The following is a 14,419-nucleotide window of genomic DNA, read 5'->3' on the forward strand; positions in this document are numbered from 1 at the left end:
CCACCGCCTACTCAACCGGCTGGCCATCGAACCCGCCCGCCGCCTCACCAGCCCGCTGATCTGGGGCCAACTGGCGACGACACCGCCAACACCGCTGGCGACACGGACACGCCGCCGAAACCGGCGCGGGCCAAGTAGCCCCGGCAGCAGCGATCGGGTTCAGTGGGCCGCGGGAGCGGCCGAGTCCACGAACAGGTCGAGTTCGAGGTCCTCGTCGCGCTCGACCGACCGGTAGCGCGACAGGTCCGTGATGCCCTCGGCCGCGAGCACCTCGTCATCGATGAACGTGTTGCCGGTGCAGGTGCGGCTGTCCCGCACGAGGATCGCGTGCGCCGCATCGGCCACGATCTGCGGGCTCCGCGTGCGGTCGGCCGCATCCGACAGCAGATTGCGCACCGCCGCTGTCGCGATCAGCGTGCGCGGCCACAGCGAGTTCGCCGCGATGCCCCGATCGGCCAACTCCTCGGCGAGCCCGATGGTGCACAGGCTCATCCCGTACTTCGACAGCGTGTAGCCGAGGTACTGCCCGGCCCACTTGGGGCGCAGGTCCAGCGGCGGGGACAGGGTCAGGATGTGCGGGTTCGTACCCTGCGCCAGATACGGGATAGCCGTCTTCGACAACAGGAACGTGCCCCGGGTGTTGATCGACTGCATCAGGTCATAGGCCTTCATCGACAGCTCGGTCGTACGAGCCAGGTTCAACGCCGAGGCGTTGTTGACCACGATGTCGATCCCGCCGAAGGCTTCGACGGTGGCGTCGACCGCGCGCTGCACGTCGGCCTCCTCGCGAACGTCGCCGACCACCGGCAGCGCCTTGCCACCGGCCGCCTCGATCTCCTCCGCGGCGGAGTAGATCGTGCCCTCCAGCTTCGGGTGCGGCTCGGCGGTCTTCGCCAGGATCGCGACGTTGGCTCCGTCGCGGGCCGCGCGCAGCGCGATCGCGAGGCCGATGCCGCGGCTCCCGCCGGACATGATGATCGTTCTACCTGCCAGGTCCTGCATCGTTCCTCCGCTGTTCGGCGGCCTCCGGAGGGGCGGCCGTCGGTCCTCAGCGCGTCGCACTGTTCAGCGCGCGCTTGTAGAGCTTGCCGTTCTCACCTCGGGGCAGGGTGTTCACGAACTCGATCGACCGGGGGCACATCGGGCGCGGGAGGCCGGCCCGGGCGAACCCCAGCAGCGCGGCACCGAGCTCATGGCCCGCGACCGCGTCCAGGGACGGTACGACGAGCGCATGGACCCGCTGTCCGAGATCGTCATCGGGCACACCGATCACCGCGACATCGGCCACGGCCGGGTGCTCCGCCAGGCGCTCCTCCGCCTGCTGCGGATGCACGTTCACCCCACCGGAGATGATCACATGATCGCGCCGGCCGACGAGGTACAGGTAACCGTCGGCGTCGGTCCGGCCGAGGTCGCCGACGGTGGACCAGCCCCGGTCGTTGCGTGCCATACGGTTCTTGTCCTCGTCACCCCGGTAGTGGAACGGCTGGGTCCCCTCGAACCAGATCTGCCCGACCTCGCCGACCTGCAGATCCGGACCGTCGGCGTCGTCCGGGTCGAGGATGTGGATCCGTCCCACGAGCGCCCGGCCGACCGACCCCGGCCGATCGATCCCGTCCCGCGGGCCGATGTGGCAGTTGCCGTAGCTCTCCGACGCCCCGTAGAGCTCGTGCAGAACCGGACCCCACCACTCCATGATCTGCCGTTTCAGCTCAGCCGGACACGGCGCCGCCCCGGTGATGGCCACCTGCAGTGACGAGAGATCGAACGACGCCCGCGCGAGGGCCGGCAGCCGTACCATCCGGGTCAGCATCGTCGGGACGAACTGTGCGTGCGTGACGCGGTACCGCTCGATCGCGGCGAGGGCGCCCTCGGGGTCGAAGGACTCCTGGCACACGACGGTGCCGCCCAGCTGCTGGACGGCGAGCACGAAGCGGAACGGCGCCGTGTGGTAGGTCGGGGCGGGCGACAGGTAGACCGTGTCGGCGTCGAATCCGAACAGCTCGGTGTAGCCGCCCAGGTGGGGTGGCGCGTCGGCGGGATGGACGTCCAGCCGCGGGTGCCGGATGCCCTTGGGGCGGCCGGTCGTACCGGAACTGAACATCATCCGGCTGCCGAGCCGTTCGTCGGACACGGGGCCGTCCGGGTACGGGTCGATCGTGGTTGCGTAGTCGTCGAAACCCGGTGCGCCACCGATGCACAGCCGGACCGTGACGCCGGGCAGCTGGTCGAGGGCGGCGCGCACTGCATCCGCATGCACCGGTGTGGTGACCACGGCCCGGGCACCGGCCTCGGCCAGAACAGCGGCCAGGTCATCCGCCCGGAGATGGCGCTGAACGGGAGCCAGGCAGAGGCCCGACCGCTGTGCGGCCCAGATCAGCTCCGCCCATTCAAGCCGGTTCTCCGCGACCACGGCCACGGTGTCGTCGAGGGTCAAGCCGGCATCGCGCAGGGCGTGGACCAGCTGATTCGACCGCCGGTCGAGCTCGGTGTAGGTAATCGTCACACCGGAACCGGCCATGATCATGGCAGGGTGATTCGGTCGTGTCCGGGCGTGCGTACCGGGGTACACGTCGGCAACCTCGCTGTCGCTCGTCGCTGTCGGGGATGGTCGGGAAGTCGAGAATTCAAGTCCGCTCGATGACGGGGCCCGGATCTCGACGGGCCGCGCTCAGGACACCGGGCCGCCGGCCACGTAGAGGACCTGCCCGGACACGAAGCCGGATGCCTCCGCCACCAGGAACGAGACCGCGTTGGCGATGTCGTCCGGCTCGCCCACCCGCTGCACGGGCGTCTGCTTCGCGTTGGCCGCCACGAACTTCTCCCAGTCCACGCCGAGCCGCTCCGCCGTCGACTTGGTCATCTCGCTCGCGATGAAGCCGGGAGCGATGCAGTTCGCCGTCACGCCGAACTTGCCGAGCTCGATGGCCAGCGTCTTGGTGAACCCCTGCAGACCCGCCTTGGCCGTGGAGTAGTTCGCCTGCCCGCGGTTTCCGAGCGCGGCGATGGATGAGATGTTCACGACCCGGCCCCACTGCTGGTCGACCATGTGCTTCTGCACGGCCTTGGTCATCAGGAACGCACCCTTGAGGTGCACGCCCATGACCTGGTCCCAGTCCGACTCGGTCATCTTGAACAGCAGGTTGTCCCGGGTGATCCCGGCGTTGTTGACCAGGATCGTCGGGGCACCGAGCTCCTCGGCCACGCGTGCGACGGCCGCCTCGACCTGCGCCGCGTCGGAGATGTCCGCCTGCACGGCGAGCGCCCGCCCGCCGGCGGCGGCGATCGCGTCGACCGTCGCCTTGGCGGCCTGCTCGTCGAGGTCGACGACCGCCACGGCCACCCTGTCGGACGCCAGGCGGTGCGCGGTCGCCGCTCCGATTCCGCGGGCGGCGCCGGTGACGATCCCTACGCGGGCAACGCTCATGAGGGTTCCCTCCTGGTCGAGTGGTGTCAGGACCGGTCCACCGGTCCCAGGTGCGGGCACTCGCCCGGTTCGAGGGCCCGGACGATGCGCGGGGGCTCGCCGGCGTAGATCTCCTCGCCCTCGATCAGCCCGTCCGCACCGATCGGCCAGACGACGAGGGCGTGGTACTCGACGAGGTACCACCGCTCGAGGTCGACCTCGTCCGCCGCAACGACCCGGCCGGCCAGGGTGGCGCCGGTGTAGGCGTGCCGGAAGATGCCCTCAGTGACGACGGTGTCGTCATCGACGACCACGCGGGTCACCTCGTACTCCAGCCTGCTCTTGCCGCTGTCGAACATCGCCTGGTAATGGGCGACCACCTCGGCGTGTCCCTTGGGTCCGGTCGACGACGACGCGCCCCAGATCCGGTACTGCGGCTCGGGCACGAGCGTGGCCATGAGTGCGTCCATGTCGCCTCGCACCTCCTCCTCGACGTGCCTGGCGACGACCTCGAGGTTGGCTCGGTGCCGGGGGTCGCGCTCCTGCTCGACGCGGTCCGCGAGCAGCTTCCAGCTCGCCTTCGCCGCGGGATGCAGCTCGGTGGCCGTGGTCATGTCACACCTCACCTCGTCGTCGACCGGGTGCCGCCAATATTCTAGTCGCAAACAATCCAGCTACCTACTTCCTGGGTGAACGACCTGCGGGACGTCAGGACCCACGGAGGTACGAGCGATGCGTGTTGCAGTGATCGTCGGTGCGGTCAGGACCCCGGTGGGTCGCCGCAAAGGTGGGCTGGCCGACGTCCACCCCGCCGAGCTCTCCGCATTCGTCCTGCGCAAGCTGGTCGAGCGCACCGGCGTGGAGCCCGGCGTGATCGACGACGTGGCACGGGGTTGCGTCACGCAGACGGGCGAGCAGACCAACAACATCGGCCGCACGGCCGTCCTCGCCGCCGGCTGGCCCGCGTCGACCCCGGCCACGATCGTCGACCGGCAGTGCGGCTCCAGCCGAGACCGGCGCCGACCCGAAGCGCACCAACCCGCTCGGCGGGGCGATCGCCGTCGTGCACCCGCTCGGCGGGTCGGGTGCCGTGCTGGCCACGCGGCTCGTCCATCACATGCCGGACAGCGGCATCCGGTACGGCCTCCAGACGATGTGCGAGGGCGGCGGGATAGCCGACGCGACCATCCTCGAGCTGCTCCGAGCGACCCCGGGTCGGAGCCGGGACCCCGGCTCCACCAGCCATTCCTTCACTTTCCGGCGGCGACAGCTCGGGAGGGCGTGGACGGGCCGAGGGGCCACCGGAAGTCGGAGGCCGATGTGCAGGCGGATGCACAGAGCGCACAGGACCGGCTCGTCGTCATCATGACGCCCAGGCAGCCCGGTGCCCGGCGCCGTGACGCGGCACTGAGGCGCCGCCCGTCCACGGGCGACGAGGCCCACTGGCACTGCAGGAGGAGCACGTCCGTACCCGCAGCACCTCTCCGCCACATCGACCGCCACGCCACAGGCGTTGAACGTCTCCGGCACGATCCGGCTGTGCGCAGACAGCCGCCTCGGGACCGGGCGACGTCGAGCGCGAGAACCGATACACGCGCACCCGACCATCCAGGCTTAGAGTGACTAGCGGGTCGATCCGGAAGGGGGACGGCCTACGTGGCGCACCTGGGCTGCGCCGAGCAGGCAGCCACGATCCGGGACCTGCTCCGCGAGCCGGGCGGTTGATCGAAGGGGGCGGGACCGCCAAGCCCCACCCCCGGCCGGGGTCAGCCGCGCAGGGTGGCCCGGCCGCCGTCCAGCACCACGCGCGGCTCGGCCCCGTCCGGGCCGGTCGCCTCGGTGCGGAAGACGGCGGTCCCGTCGTCCAGCTTCCAGATCAGCGTGGTGAGGGTGTCGCCGGGGAAGGCGGGCGAGGTGAACCGGGCCGCGATGGAACCGATCCGGTCCGGGTCGCCGTCGGCGAAATCCGCCACCAGGGCACGCCCCGCGATCCCGTAGGTGCACAGCCCGTGCAGGATCGGACCGGGGAAACCGGCCTTCTCGCGCGCGAACCACGGGTCGCTGTGCAGCGGGTTCCGGTCCCCGGAGAGCCGGTAGATCAGCGGGAGCCGCGCGTCCGTCTCCTGGGAGCGCCGGGCGTCGGGCGCGCGGTCCGGGATGACGACCGGATCGGCCTTCGCCCCCGGCTCGCCGCCGAACCCGCCCTCGCCGCGGAACACCAGCGTGGTCACGGTCTCCACGACGAGCTCGCCCGTCTCCGGGTCGACACCGCGGCCGATCAGTGACGCGACGGCGTTCTTGCCCTCGCCCTTGTCCTGAAGCTCGCCGATCTCGGAGGTCACCGCCAGCGAGCCGGCGGCCGGCAGCGGCCGGTGCACCCGAATCTCCTGCGAGCCGTGCAGCATCCGACCCCAGTTCGGCCGGCCGATCTTCGGCAGGGCGTCGAATCCGGCGGCGACGATGACCGCGAACGTCGGCAGCACCTGCTGCGGCAGGTCGTGCGAGTTCTCGGTGACGAACGCCAGGTCCTCGGGGCCCGCTCCCAGACCCAGCGCGTAGAGCAGGGTCTCCCGGTCGGTCCAGCTGACGTCCTTCGGTCCGGCGGTGGCGCCGAGACTGTCCGCCTTGATGCCCATGGTCACCTCGTCGTGGTCGTGCGGATGGCTGGAATGCGAGGATCAGTCGTCGACGACGATCGCCATGGTCGGGCACCTGGTGGCCGCGTCGCGCGTCGCGGACTCGTGCTCTGGTGCCGGCGCCTCCGCCAGCACCTGGACGAAGCCGTCGTCGTCGAGGTCGAAGACCTCGGGGGCGATCTCGACGCACACCCCGGACCCGCAGCAGCGGTCCGGAACGGAGCTGACCTTCATGGTCGTCCTTCCTTCGACGGGGTCACCGGGACACCGAGCCGGCTGGCGCGGGCTGTTCGCCGGAGCCTTCGGCGCGGATGCCGCGCAGGTGCCCGGTCTCGTTGATGCTGATGAGGGTGCGGCGGCCGCCCGAACCGGCCAGCACACGGCTGATCGAGGCGTAGGCCGGCGCGTGGAAGGCCATCCCGGGAATGTCGAGCAGGGCGGCGAGGAACACGTTCTCCACGCCGCCGTGCGTGACGAGCAGGACGCGCTGCCCGGGGTGCCGCTCGACGATGCCGTCGACCGCGGCCAGGATCTCCCGGCGGAAGGTCTCGGCGTCCGTCTCCCAGGGGCTGAGGTCCGCGGCGAGGTAGGCCGCGTACCGGGGGTCGCCGCTGTCCCGCAGGTCCTCGAAGTGCGTGTAGCCGACCTTGCGGTCGAACTCGGCGAGACCGTCCTCGACGACGGGCTGCAGCCCCGTGAGCTCGGCGATCGGTTCCGCGGTCTCCCGGGCGCGCCGCAGCGGTGACACGTAGACCGCGTCGTGGTGCTCGCCGGCGAGGAACTCCGCCACGCGTCGGACCTCGGCCCGGCCGCGCTCGCTGAGCCCCGGGTCGAACCGGGCCTGCGCATCCGCCCCGCGGACAGGCTCGCCGTGCCGCACCAGGGTGAGTTCCATGTCGTCCTCTCCGGTCACCGGGATGGGCGCCGAGCCGGCCGGACACCGCGGCCGAATACTCGACTTCTAGACTATATCAGGCCCGCACCATCCCGTGGACGACCTTCACGCCCCGCCGCACGTGCGGCTCGCGGATATCGAGGGCCTCCATGCGTAGACAGTCCAGTCATGGACTAAATGGCATCGCAGCCGCGAGCTCGGGATCCCATGCGTGCTGTCCTGCACGGGAGCCACCCAGCGGCCGGCCTCCGGCACCGTCATCACGGTCGGCGGGAGCACCGGGACGGTCACCGTCGGCTGAGCCGCCGTACGAGACGACACAGGCTCCGGACCCGCGGGCCCGGAGCCTGGGTCGTGGGTGTCAGCGGAAGCGGGGCTCGCGGCGCTCCATGAACGCCTTGCCCGCCTCCTTGGCCTCCGCAGTGCGGAACGCCACCGACTGGTTGAGCGCCTCGCCCTCGAGCGCCCGGCGGAAGTCGGTCTCGAACGAGCTGTTCAGCGAGGCCTTCATCATCGACAGCGCCAACGTCGGGCCGTCGGCCAGGCGCTGGGCCCACTCCGCCACCGCCTCGTCGAGCGCGGAGTCCGGCACGACCCGGTTGACCAGCCCGATCCGCTCCGCCTCCGGAGCCGTGACCTGCTCGCCGAAGAAGACCAGCTCCTTCGCCTTCTGCAGACCGATCAGCCGCGGCAGCGACCACGACGCGCCCCCGTCCAGTGCGATGCCGCGCTGGGCGAAGATCTCGCCGAAGACGGCCCCCTCCCCCGCCACGACCAGGTCGCAGCAGAAGGCGAGGTTGCAGCCGAACCCCATCGCCGGGCCCGCGACCTTCGCGATCGTAGGCCGCGGCAGGTCGTGCAGCAGGCCGCACAGGTACCCGATCCGCTGCATGAAGGTCAGCACGTCCGGCTCCAGCGGGGAGGCGAGGTCCATTCCGGAGCAGAACGCGCCGCCACTGCCCGTCAGAACGAGGGCCCGGTCCTCGGGGGTCCGGGCGATTTCCTCCAGAGCGGCGATCAGCTGCTCGACGAGCCCGCGGGTGATCGCGTTCTTCCGCTTCGGCCGGTTCAGCGTGACCGTCACGACACCCTCGGCCCGCTCGACCAGGACCAGTTCCTCGGCCTCGCTCACAGCCCGGCCCCCACGGCGAGCCGCTCGCGGTGCTGGACCGCGGTGCCGAGGAACAGCTCCGACGCCTTCGCCCGGCGGTAGTGCAGGTGCGCGTCGTGCTCCCAGGTGAAGCCGGTGCCGCCGTAGACGTGCAGGGTCTCCTCCGCGGTGTGCATGAACGCGTCGGAGCAGGTCGACTTGGCGAGGCTGGCGGCGACAGAGAGCCGACGCGCGGTCTCCTCCCCCGGCTCGGCGAGGTACGCGTCGGCCGCGGCGGTCGCCGCCTCGGCCGCCGAGCGGGCCATCTCGACCTTCAGCAGCACGTCGACCAGGTTGTGCTTGATCGCCTGGAAGCTGCCGATCGGCCGGTCGAACTGCACCCGCTGCTTCGCGTACTCCACCGCGCCGTCCAGGCAACGCTGCATGCCGCCGACCTGCTCGGCGGCCAGCACGACCAGGGCGAGGTCGAGCGCCGTGCGCAACCGGGCCTCCGCGCCCGACTCCGCCCCGATCAGTCGGGCCGGGGCGCCGTCGAGCTCGATCGAGCCCAGCGGCCGGGTCAGGTCCAGCGAGGCCGACTGGCGGCGGGTGACCCCGTCCGCGGAGCCGTCCACCTCGAACAGCCCGATGCCCGCCTCGGTGCGCGCCGGCACGAGGACCACGTCCGCGGTCGCCGCGTCGACGACGAACGCGCCTCGCCCGGTGACCCGCCACGCGTCACCCTCGCGGGTCGCGACGGTGGCCGCGGCGGCCGCGGCCTCGTCGATCTCCCAGGAGCCGGGGTCCTCGCAGTAGGCGAGCGTGGCGGTCGTGTCGCCCGCGGCGATGCGGCCGAGCACCTCGCGCGCGACCTCGTCCCCGGCGTGCACGAGCAGCGCCGAGGTGGCGAGCGCCACCGTGCCGAAGAACGGCACCGGTGCGAGCCCGCCGCCCAGCGCCTCGGCGACGACCGCCAGATCGGCGATCCGCGCGCCCGATCCGCCGAGCTCCTCGGGTACGACCAGCCCCGCGACGCCGACCTCGGTGCCGAGGACGCGCCACAGCTCGGCGTCCCACGGCTGTTCGGTGCCCGGTTCGCCCACCAGGTACGGGCGGGGGCCGTCGCTGCGCTCGACGCAGCGGGCCACCGCGGCGCGCAGTTCGACCTGCTCCTCGCTCAGCAGGCTCACGACGTGTCCCGGGCCCGGCGCGCGACGGGGGTGAGCGTGGACTCGCGCGAGGGCAGCGCGACAGTGGCCTTGCCCGGCATCACGTCGTCGCCGCGCTGGTTGCGGGCGAACGTCGTGACGTGCACGAGGTGCTCCCCGTCCTGCGACACCTCCTTGCCGATGACCTCGCCACCCAGCTCGACCACGTCGGACAGGTAGACGAACCCGCGGTACTGCGACTCGAGGTGCTTCACCCAGCCGGCGTCGCCCACCCAGTGCGTCATCAGCTGGATCTGCCAGCACTGTCGCTGGAAGCCGACGTCGTACTGGTAGGCGACGCCCATCGCGTTGGCTGCGGCCTGGTTGTAGTGCACGGCGTAGATCGGCTCCTGCGCCCCGGTCACCGGGTCGCGGAAGGACCATGCCGGGTGCGCCGCGTAGTCGACCAACGACGACGCGTGCGCCTTCAGCCGCGGGATCGGGGTCCCGCCGCCGGCGATGAACGCCACCTCGTCGGTCAGCCCGATCGGGCCCTTGGTCAGGCTCGACAGCGCGTCGCCGACCTGGACGTCCTCGTAGTAGCGGGGCTCGGCGCCGCGTGGCTTCTCCGCCAGGACCTGCGCTTCGACCCTCTCGATCTCCTCCGGCGTCCAGGGGTGCGGGATGGTCAGCGGCTTGCGGTTGCCCTTGGTGCTGCGGGCGGTGGCCCGCTCGTAGTTGACCACCTGCCAGCGGATCTCCGCGACCGTCTCGCCGTGCTGGTTGCGGTAGGTGTTGGTGAAGTGGTCGGTCACCATCCGCCCGGCGAACTTCGACGGACGCGGGCCCGTGAAGCCGTCGTAGCGGCAGGCCGCGGTGATCGTGTCGCCCCAGTAGATCGGCGCGAGCAGGTCCATGTCGGTGGACGAGTGGAACGACCCCAGGCCCGGCCAGCCGAACTGGATCCCGGAGAAGCAGCCGATCACGAACGACGGTGGCGCCACCGGGCCGCGGTAGTCCGACGCCCGGCCGCGCTCGGCGTCGGTCCACAGCTCGTTGATGTCGCCGATACCGCCGGCGAACTTGGCCACCGCGATGCGGGTGGCCTCCTCGTTGTTCACCGAGTGCGCGATGCGCAGGTCGACGCCGATCTTGGCGCGCATCGACTCCATCATCGCGTCGTCGATCACCGCCTCCGGCATGCGCGCCTCGGCGGGGCCGGCAGGCTCCGGCGAGCGGTCGGTCTTCTCCTCGGTCGTGGTCACTTGGCGGCCTTGCCCGGGTTGGCGGTCCACTTGTCGCCCTGCGGCACACCGGCGTCGGCAGCGGCCTTCGCCAGGCCCTCGACCGTCCACCGACCCTCAGTCTGCAACTTCCACTCCGGGTCACGCTCCCACGGCCGCACGCGCTGGACGCGGCTGCCGCCCACGATGAAGACCTCGCCCGTCAGCTCGCACGCCGGGCTCGCCAGGAAGGCGACGAACGGCGAGACGTTGGCCGGGTCCCACCGGTCGAAGGCGCCCTCCTTCGCGGCCAGGGCGTCGCCGAACGCACCCTCGGTGAGGCGGGTGCGCGCCTGCGGCGCGATGGCGTTGACGCGCACGCCGTACCGGCCCAGCTCCTTGGACGCGACCTGGGTCAGCGACGCGACGGCGGCCTTGGCGGCCGCGTAGTTGGCCTGGCCGGGGTTGCCGAACACGCCGGACTCGCTGGTGGTGTTGACCACCGCGGCCTGCACCTGCTCGCCGCCCTTGCTGCGCTCGCGCCAGTGGTTGCCGGCGGCCTTGGTGAGCAGGAAGGTCCCCTTGAGGTTGACCTTCACCACGACGTCCCAGTCCTCCTCGGCGAGGTTCACGAGAACCCGGTCGCGCAGGATGCCGGCGTTGTTGACCAGGATGTCGAGCTTGCCGAACTCGGTCACCGCGGCGTCGATGATGCGCTGTGCGCCGGCGGGGTCCGACACGTCGTCGCCGTTGGCGACCGCCCGGCCGCCCGCGTCGCGGATCTCCTGGGCGACCTGCTCGGCAGGGCTGCCCTCGGCGCCGGTGCCGTCCTTCGCACCGCCCAGGTCGTTGACGACGACGGCTGCGCCCTCGGCGGCCAGCAACAGCGCGTGCTCGCGCCCGATGCCGCGCCCTGCGCCCGTCACCACGGCGACCAGCTGGTCCAGACTCCCCATTCGAACTCCTCGTCGTCATTCCGCGAGGCGGCGACACCGGCGGCGTCGTCGCTGCCTGACGCGGGCCCGCCCAGCGCGACGGATGCCGGCCGTGCAGCGGGATCTACGTGCTCGTTGCTCGTTGCCTTGACAGTAGCCCTCTAGAGTTTCGGGGAGCCGCGCCGCGCTGGATCCTGCAACGACGGTGACTCCCACGCACCTCGGGAGGGCTACTTTCCCGATATACTCTAGTCCTCTACCATTCAGGCGTCGAGTGTCGACGGGAGTGGCACCCGGCACCACGGACTTCACCACCAGAACGGACGGGCAAGGATGCCGAAACAGATCCCCGTCGTCGACTATCTCGAGCTCGGCGACACGCCGCACCTGACGAGCCGCGCGTGCAGCTCCTGCGGCGCCCTGTACTTCGACCGCCGCAACGCGTGCGCGAAGTGCTTCGGCCGCGAGTTCGGTCGCAAGGACCTGTCCAACCAGGGCACCGTGCGCGCGTTCACGTTCGTGCACCGGGTGAAGCGGCCCTACGTCTCCGTGATCGTCGACCTCGATGGCGGCGGCGTGGTCAAGGCGAACCTGCGCGGCGTCGATGACCCGGACGCAGTCACCCCGCGGATGCCGGTCGAGCTGGAGACCTACGTCGCCGGGACCGACGACGAGGGGACGGAGGCGGTCGCCTTCGGGTATCGCCCGCGCGAGGAGCAGGGAGCACAGGCATGAGCAGCGGTGACGTCTGGATCATCGGCACGTCGATGACGCCCTTCGGGCGCTTCGCCGACAAGGACCTCCTCGACCTCGCCGCCGACGCGACGCTGGGCGCACTTGACGACGCGGGCATGACCATGGCCGACATGGGCGTCCTCGCCCTCGGCAACGTGTACGAGGCGAACTCGCACAACGGCCAGCGGCTGCAGAAGCAGATCGGCCAGACCGGCATCCCGGTCTTCAACGTCGTCAACGCCTGCGCGACGGGCGCGAGCGCGGTGCGCATCGCGATGATGGCGATCAAGGCGGGCGAGACCGACATCGGCCTCGCCGTCGGCGTCGAGAAGATGGGCAAGATGGGCATGATCGGCGGTGCGGCCAAGCCGCGCGCCGAGAAGAAGGTCTACGAGCCGAAGGGCCGCTACGGCTCGGTCCTCAAGACCGAGGGCGTGCTGGGCACCGGGCTCATGCCCGGCGTCTTCGCGCAGGCCGGCACCGAGTACGCGCTCGCCCACGGCGTGACCGCCACCCAGTTCGCGAAGGTCGCGCAGAAGAATCACGCACACTCGGTGCTGAACCCCCTGGCCCAGTACCGCAAGGAGTTCTCCCTCGAGGAGATCACCGGCGCCGAGATGATCTCGTACCCGAACACCCTGCCGATGTGCTGCCCCACCGGCGACGGCGCCGCCGCGGTCGTGCTCGTCTCCGACGAGAAGCTGCGCACCCTCGACCCGGACATCCGGCGGCGAGCGGTCAAGATCTCGGCGTCGATCATGACGTCGGACCCGTGGACCGAGACCGACCAGGTACAGCCCGACGTCAACACGCTGACCCGGATGGCCGCCGACGCGGCGTACGAGAAGGCGGGCATCGGACCGGACGACCTCGACCTCGTCGAGCTGCACGACTGCTTCGCCACCGCGGAGCTGCTGCACTACGACAACCTGCGGCTGTGCGAGCCGGGCGGGGCGGGCGACTTCATCGACTCCGGCGCCCCGTGGCGGGACGGCAAGCTGCCCGTCAACGTCTCCGGCGGGCTGCTGTCCAAGGGGCACCCGCTCGGCGCGACGGGCGTTGCGAACCTCTTCGAGGTCGTCACCCACCTGCGCGGCGAGGCGGGTGACCGACAGGTGGAGGGCGCCCGGGTCGGCCTGACCCACGTCATCGGGCTCGCCTCCGCCTGTGCGGTGCACATCCTGGAGGCCCCGGCCCGCTAGGACGACGACGAAGGGGCCGCCGGAGATCTCTCCGGCGGCCCCTTTCTCGTCGGCGGGCGTCAGAGCCCGATGCGGTCCGCCACGGCGTCGAGGACTTCGTCGATCGTGCCCAACAGCCGAGCGGAGGCGGCAGCGCGCTTGAACTGCAGGTGAGCGGGGTGCTCCCAGGTGTAGCCGATGCCGCCCAGCACCTGCAGCAGGGAGGCCGTGGACCGCTGGAAGGCCTCGGACACCACGGCCCGGGTGGTGGCCGCGAGCTCCTCCGCCTCGGCCGGGTCCTCCGGTCCCGAGGCGAACGCGCCTGCCGCGACGTAGACGGTCCAGCGGCTGAGCTCGAGGTCGACGTACATGTCGGCGAGCCTGTGCTTGACCGCCTGGAACCCGCCGATCGGCCGGTCGAACTGGACCCGCGAGCGGGCGTACTCCGCGGCGAGGTCGAGGGTGCCCTGCAGCCCGCCCAGCTGCTCGGCGGCGAGCAGGGCGATCGCGGTCGCCCGGGCCCGGCGCAGCGCGGTCTCGGCCTCAGCCCCACGGGCGAGGACATGGGCGGCGGCGGAGGCGAACGTCACCTCGGCGAGCGGGCGGGTGGGGTCGAGCGCCTCGAGCGTCGTGGCCCGCACCGTGTCCGCGGCCCGTCGGACCGCGACCAGCACGGTCTCGTCCCCGTTCCGGGCGGGCAGAACGATCAGGTCCGCGGTGGCGCCGTCGACCACCGGCGAGACGGTGCCGTCGAGGCGCCCGTCCGCGAACGCGGGCGCAACGGCGTCGAACACGGCGGTCGCGGTGGTCTCACCGGACGCGATCTGCGTGAGCAGCTCCGACCGAGCCTCGCCCGCCGGGGCGGCAAGCAGCACGGGCAGCGCCAGCGCCGTGGTGGCGAACAGCGGCGCGCAGAGCTGGGCTCGGCCCGCCTCCTCCAACACCAGGGCCAGTTCGACGAGCCCGGCCCCGGAGCCACCCAGCTCCTCCTCGACGGCGAGACCCGCCAGGCCGAGCTCGCCGGCCATGGACTTCCAGAGCCCGGCGTCGTACTGCCCGCCGTGGTCGACGAACTCGCGAGCGTGCCCGTCCCCCAGCCGGTCGGCGAGGAACTCCGCGACGACGCCGCGGAAGTCGTTCTGCTCCTCGGAGAGCGCGAGATCCACAGTG

Annotated in this window: 15 protein-coding genes and 2 pseudogenes; 5 read left to right on the forward strand and 12 right to left on the reverse strand. The window is 71.5% G+C overall.

Going from position 1 to position 14,419, the window contains the following annotated elements; all coding sequences use genetic code 11:
• Window positions 1-159 precede the first annotated feature (159 nt).
• The 4 genes from HF526_RS12915 to HF526_RS12930 form a co-directional block, all read right to left on the reverse strand.
• Window positions 160-1,002 carry an SDR family oxidoreductase gene (locus tag HF526_RS12915; RefSeq protein WP_169381653.1) on the reverse strand — a complete coding sequence of 281 codons (843 nt, stop codon included), beginning with the start codon at window positions 1,000-1,002 and terminating at the stop codon, window positions 160-162.
• A gap of 46 nt (window positions 1,003-1,048) precedes the next feature.
• The gene (locus HF526_RS12920; protein WP_338051449.1) at window positions 1,049-2,572 is read right to left on the reverse strand and encodes an AMP-binding protein; all 1,524 of its coding nucleotides are present in this window, start codon (window positions 2,570-2,572) and stop codon (window positions 1,049-1,051) included.
• Between the two features lie 99 nt (window positions 2,573-2,671).
• Complete coding sequence (fabG, locus tag HF526_RS12925) at window positions 2,672-3,427, reverse strand: 3-oxoacyl-ACP reductase FabG (RefSeq protein WP_169381655.1); 756 nt, start codon at window positions 3,425-3,427, stop codon at window positions 2,672-2,674.
• Between the two features lie 26 nt (window positions 3,428-3,453).
• A complete protein-coding gene (locus HF526_RS12930; RefSeq protein WP_169381656.1) occupies window positions 3,454-4,020 on the reverse strand; it encodes a nuclear transport factor 2 family protein in 567 nt (188 codons plus the stop codon).
• Between the two features lie 118 nt (window positions 4,021-4,138).
• On the opposite strand from HF526_RS12930, the pseudogene HF526_RS37390 reads away from it, so the two are divergent.
• Together HF526_RS37390 and HF526_RS37395 are read left to right on the forward strand one after the other, a co-directional pair.
• Window positions 4,139-4,417, forward strand: a pseudogene (locus HF526_RS37390) (thiolase family protein); the annotation flags it as partial.
• Between the two features lie 52 nt (window positions 4,418-4,469).
• The gene (locus tag HF526_RS37395) at window positions 4,470-4,775 is read left to right on the forward strand and encodes a hypothetical protein (RefSeq protein WP_420821614.1); all 306 of its coding nucleotides are present in this window, start codon (window positions 4,470-4,472) and stop codon (window positions 4,773-4,775) included.
• A gap of 397 nt (window positions 4,776-5,172) precedes the next feature.
• Here HF526_RS37395 and HF526_RS12940 read toward each other — a convergent pair whose 3' ends face one another.
• Genes HF526_RS12940 through HF526_RS12950 form a run of 3 tightly spaced genes read right to left on the reverse strand, consistent with a single transcriptional unit; the run spans window position 5,173 to window position 6,937 of the window.
• Window positions 5,173-6,042, reverse strand: coding sequence for a MaoC family dehydratase (locus tag HF526_RS12940; RefSeq protein ID WP_169381657.1), 870 nt, complete (start codon window positions 6,040-6,042; stop codon window positions 5,173-5,175).
• Between the two features lie 42 nt (window positions 6,043-6,084).
• Window positions 6,085-6,276: a ferredoxin gene (locus tag HF526_RS12945; RefSeq protein WP_169381658.1), complete on the reverse strand. Its 192-nt coding sequence runs from the start codon at window positions 6,274-6,276 to the stop codon at window positions 6,085-6,087.
• A 22-nt stretch (window positions 6,277-6,298) separates the two neighbouring features.
• A complete protein-coding gene (locus tag HF526_RS12950; protein WP_169381659.1) occupies window positions 6,299-6,937 on the reverse strand; it encodes a histidine phosphatase family protein in 639 nt (212 codons plus the stop codon).
• A gap of 199 nt (window positions 6,938-7,136) precedes the next feature.
• Between HF526_RS12950 and HF526_RS37400 the strand changes: the two are divergent.
• Window positions 7,137-7,238 (forward strand): annotated as a pseudogene (locus tag HF526_RS37400) (hypothetical protein); the annotation flags it as partial.
• A 60-nt stretch (window positions 7,239-7,298) separates the two neighbouring features.
• Here HF526_RS37400 and HF526_RS12960 read toward each other — a convergent pair.
• Genes HF526_RS12960 through HF526_RS12975 form a run of 4 tightly spaced genes read right to left on the reverse strand, consistent with a single transcriptional unit; the run spans window position 7,299 to window position 11,354 of the window.
• A complete protein-coding gene (locus HF526_RS12960; RefSeq protein ID WP_169381660.1) occupies window positions 7,299-8,069 on the reverse strand; it encodes an enoyl-CoA hydratase-related protein in 771 nt (256 codons plus the stop codon).
• Complete coding sequence (locus HF526_RS12965; RefSeq protein WP_169381661.1) at window positions 8,066-9,217, reverse strand: acyl-CoA dehydrogenase family protein; 1,152 nt, start codon at window positions 9,215-9,217, stop codon at window positions 8,066-8,068. Before HF526_RS12965 ends, HF526_RS12960 begins: the two co-directional genes overlap by 4 nt.
• Window positions 9,214-10,440: an FAS1-like dehydratase domain-containing protein gene (locus tag HF526_RS35335; protein ID WP_338051450.1), complete on the reverse strand. Its 1,227-nt coding sequence runs from the start codon at window positions 10,438-10,440 to the stop codon at window positions 9,214-9,216. The genes HF526_RS12965 and HF526_RS35335 overlap by 4 nt, the downstream gene beginning before the upstream one ends.
• Window positions 10,437-11,354 carry an SDR family oxidoreductase gene (locus tag HF526_RS12975; RefSeq protein ID WP_169381662.1) on the reverse strand — a complete coding sequence of 306 codons (918 nt, stop codon included), beginning with the start codon at window positions 11,352-11,354 and terminating at the stop codon, window positions 10,437-10,439. Before HF526_RS12975 ends, HF526_RS35335 begins: the two co-directional genes overlap by 4 nt.
• Window positions 11,355-11,666: 312 nt before the next feature.
• On the opposite strand from HF526_RS12975, the gene HF526_RS12980 reads away from it, so the two are divergent.
• Window positions 11,667-12,068 (forward strand): Zn-ribbon domain-containing OB-fold protein, encoded by a 402-nt coding sequence (locus HF526_RS12980; RefSeq protein WP_169381663.1) that lies wholly within the window; start codon window positions 11,667-11,669, stop codon window positions 12,066-12,068.
• Entirely contained in the window at window positions 12,065-13,270 is a 1,206-nt protein-coding gene (locus tag HF526_RS12985) for a thiolase family protein (RefSeq protein ID WP_169381664.1), read from the forward strand. The genes HF526_RS12980 and HF526_RS12985 overlap by 4 nt, the downstream gene beginning before the upstream one ends.
• A gap of 59 nt (window positions 13,271-13,329) precedes the next feature.
• Here HF526_RS12985 and HF526_RS12990 read toward each other — a convergent pair whose 3' ends face one another.
• Window positions 13,330-14,415, reverse strand: coding sequence for an acyl-CoA dehydrogenase family protein (locus HF526_RS12990; RefSeq protein ID WP_169381665.1), 1,086 nt, complete (start codon window positions 14,413-14,415; stop codon window positions 13,330-13,332).
• Between the last annotated feature and the right edge of the window lie 4 nt (window positions 14,416-14,419).

It is taken from the genome of Pseudonocardia acidicola (assembly GCF_012911935.1).
GTDB classification, from domain to species: domain Bacteria; phylum Actinomycetota; class Actinomycetes; order Mycobacteriales; family Pseudonocardiaceae; genus Pseudonocardia; species Pseudonocardia acidicola.

Bases quoted from the DNA above. Each gene is read 5' to 3' on its own strand.
- HF526_RS12930 (WP_169381656.1), bottom strand. From the start codon at position 4,020: ATGACCACGGCCACCGAGCTGCATCCCGCGGCGAAGGCGAGCTGGAAG.
- HF526_RS12980 (WP_169381663.1), top strand. From the start codon at position 11,667: ATGCCGAAACAGATCCCCGTCGTCGACTATCTCGAGCTCGGCGACACG.
- fabG (WP_169381655.1), bottom strand. From the start codon at position 3,427: ATGAGCGTTGCCCGCGTAGGGATCGTCACCGGCGCCGCCCGCGGAATC.
- HF526_RS12945 (WP_169381658.1), bottom strand. From the start codon at position 6,276: ATGAAGGTCAGCTCCGTTCCGGACCGCTGCTGCGGGTCCGGGGTGTGC.
- HF526_RS12985 (WP_169381664.1), top strand. From the start codon at position 12,065: ATGAGCAGCGGTGACGTCTGGATCATCGGCACGTCGATGACGCCCTTC.
- HF526_RS12950 (WP_169381659.1), bottom strand. From the start codon at position 6,937: ATGGAACTCACCCTGGTGCGGCACGGCGAGCCTGTCCGCGGGGCGGAT.
- HF526_RS12915 (WP_169381653.1), bottom strand. From the start codon at position 1,002: ATGCAGGACCTGGCAGGTAGAACGATCATCATGTCCGGCGGGAGCCGC.
- HF526_RS12975 (WP_169381662.1), bottom strand. From the start codon at position 11,354: ATGGGGAGTCTGGACCAGCTGGTCGCCGTGGTGACGGGCGCAGGGCGC.
- HF526_RS12940 (WP_169381657.1), bottom strand. From the start codon at position 6,042: ATGGGCATCAAGGCGGACAGTCTCGGCGCCACCGCCGGACCGAAGGAC.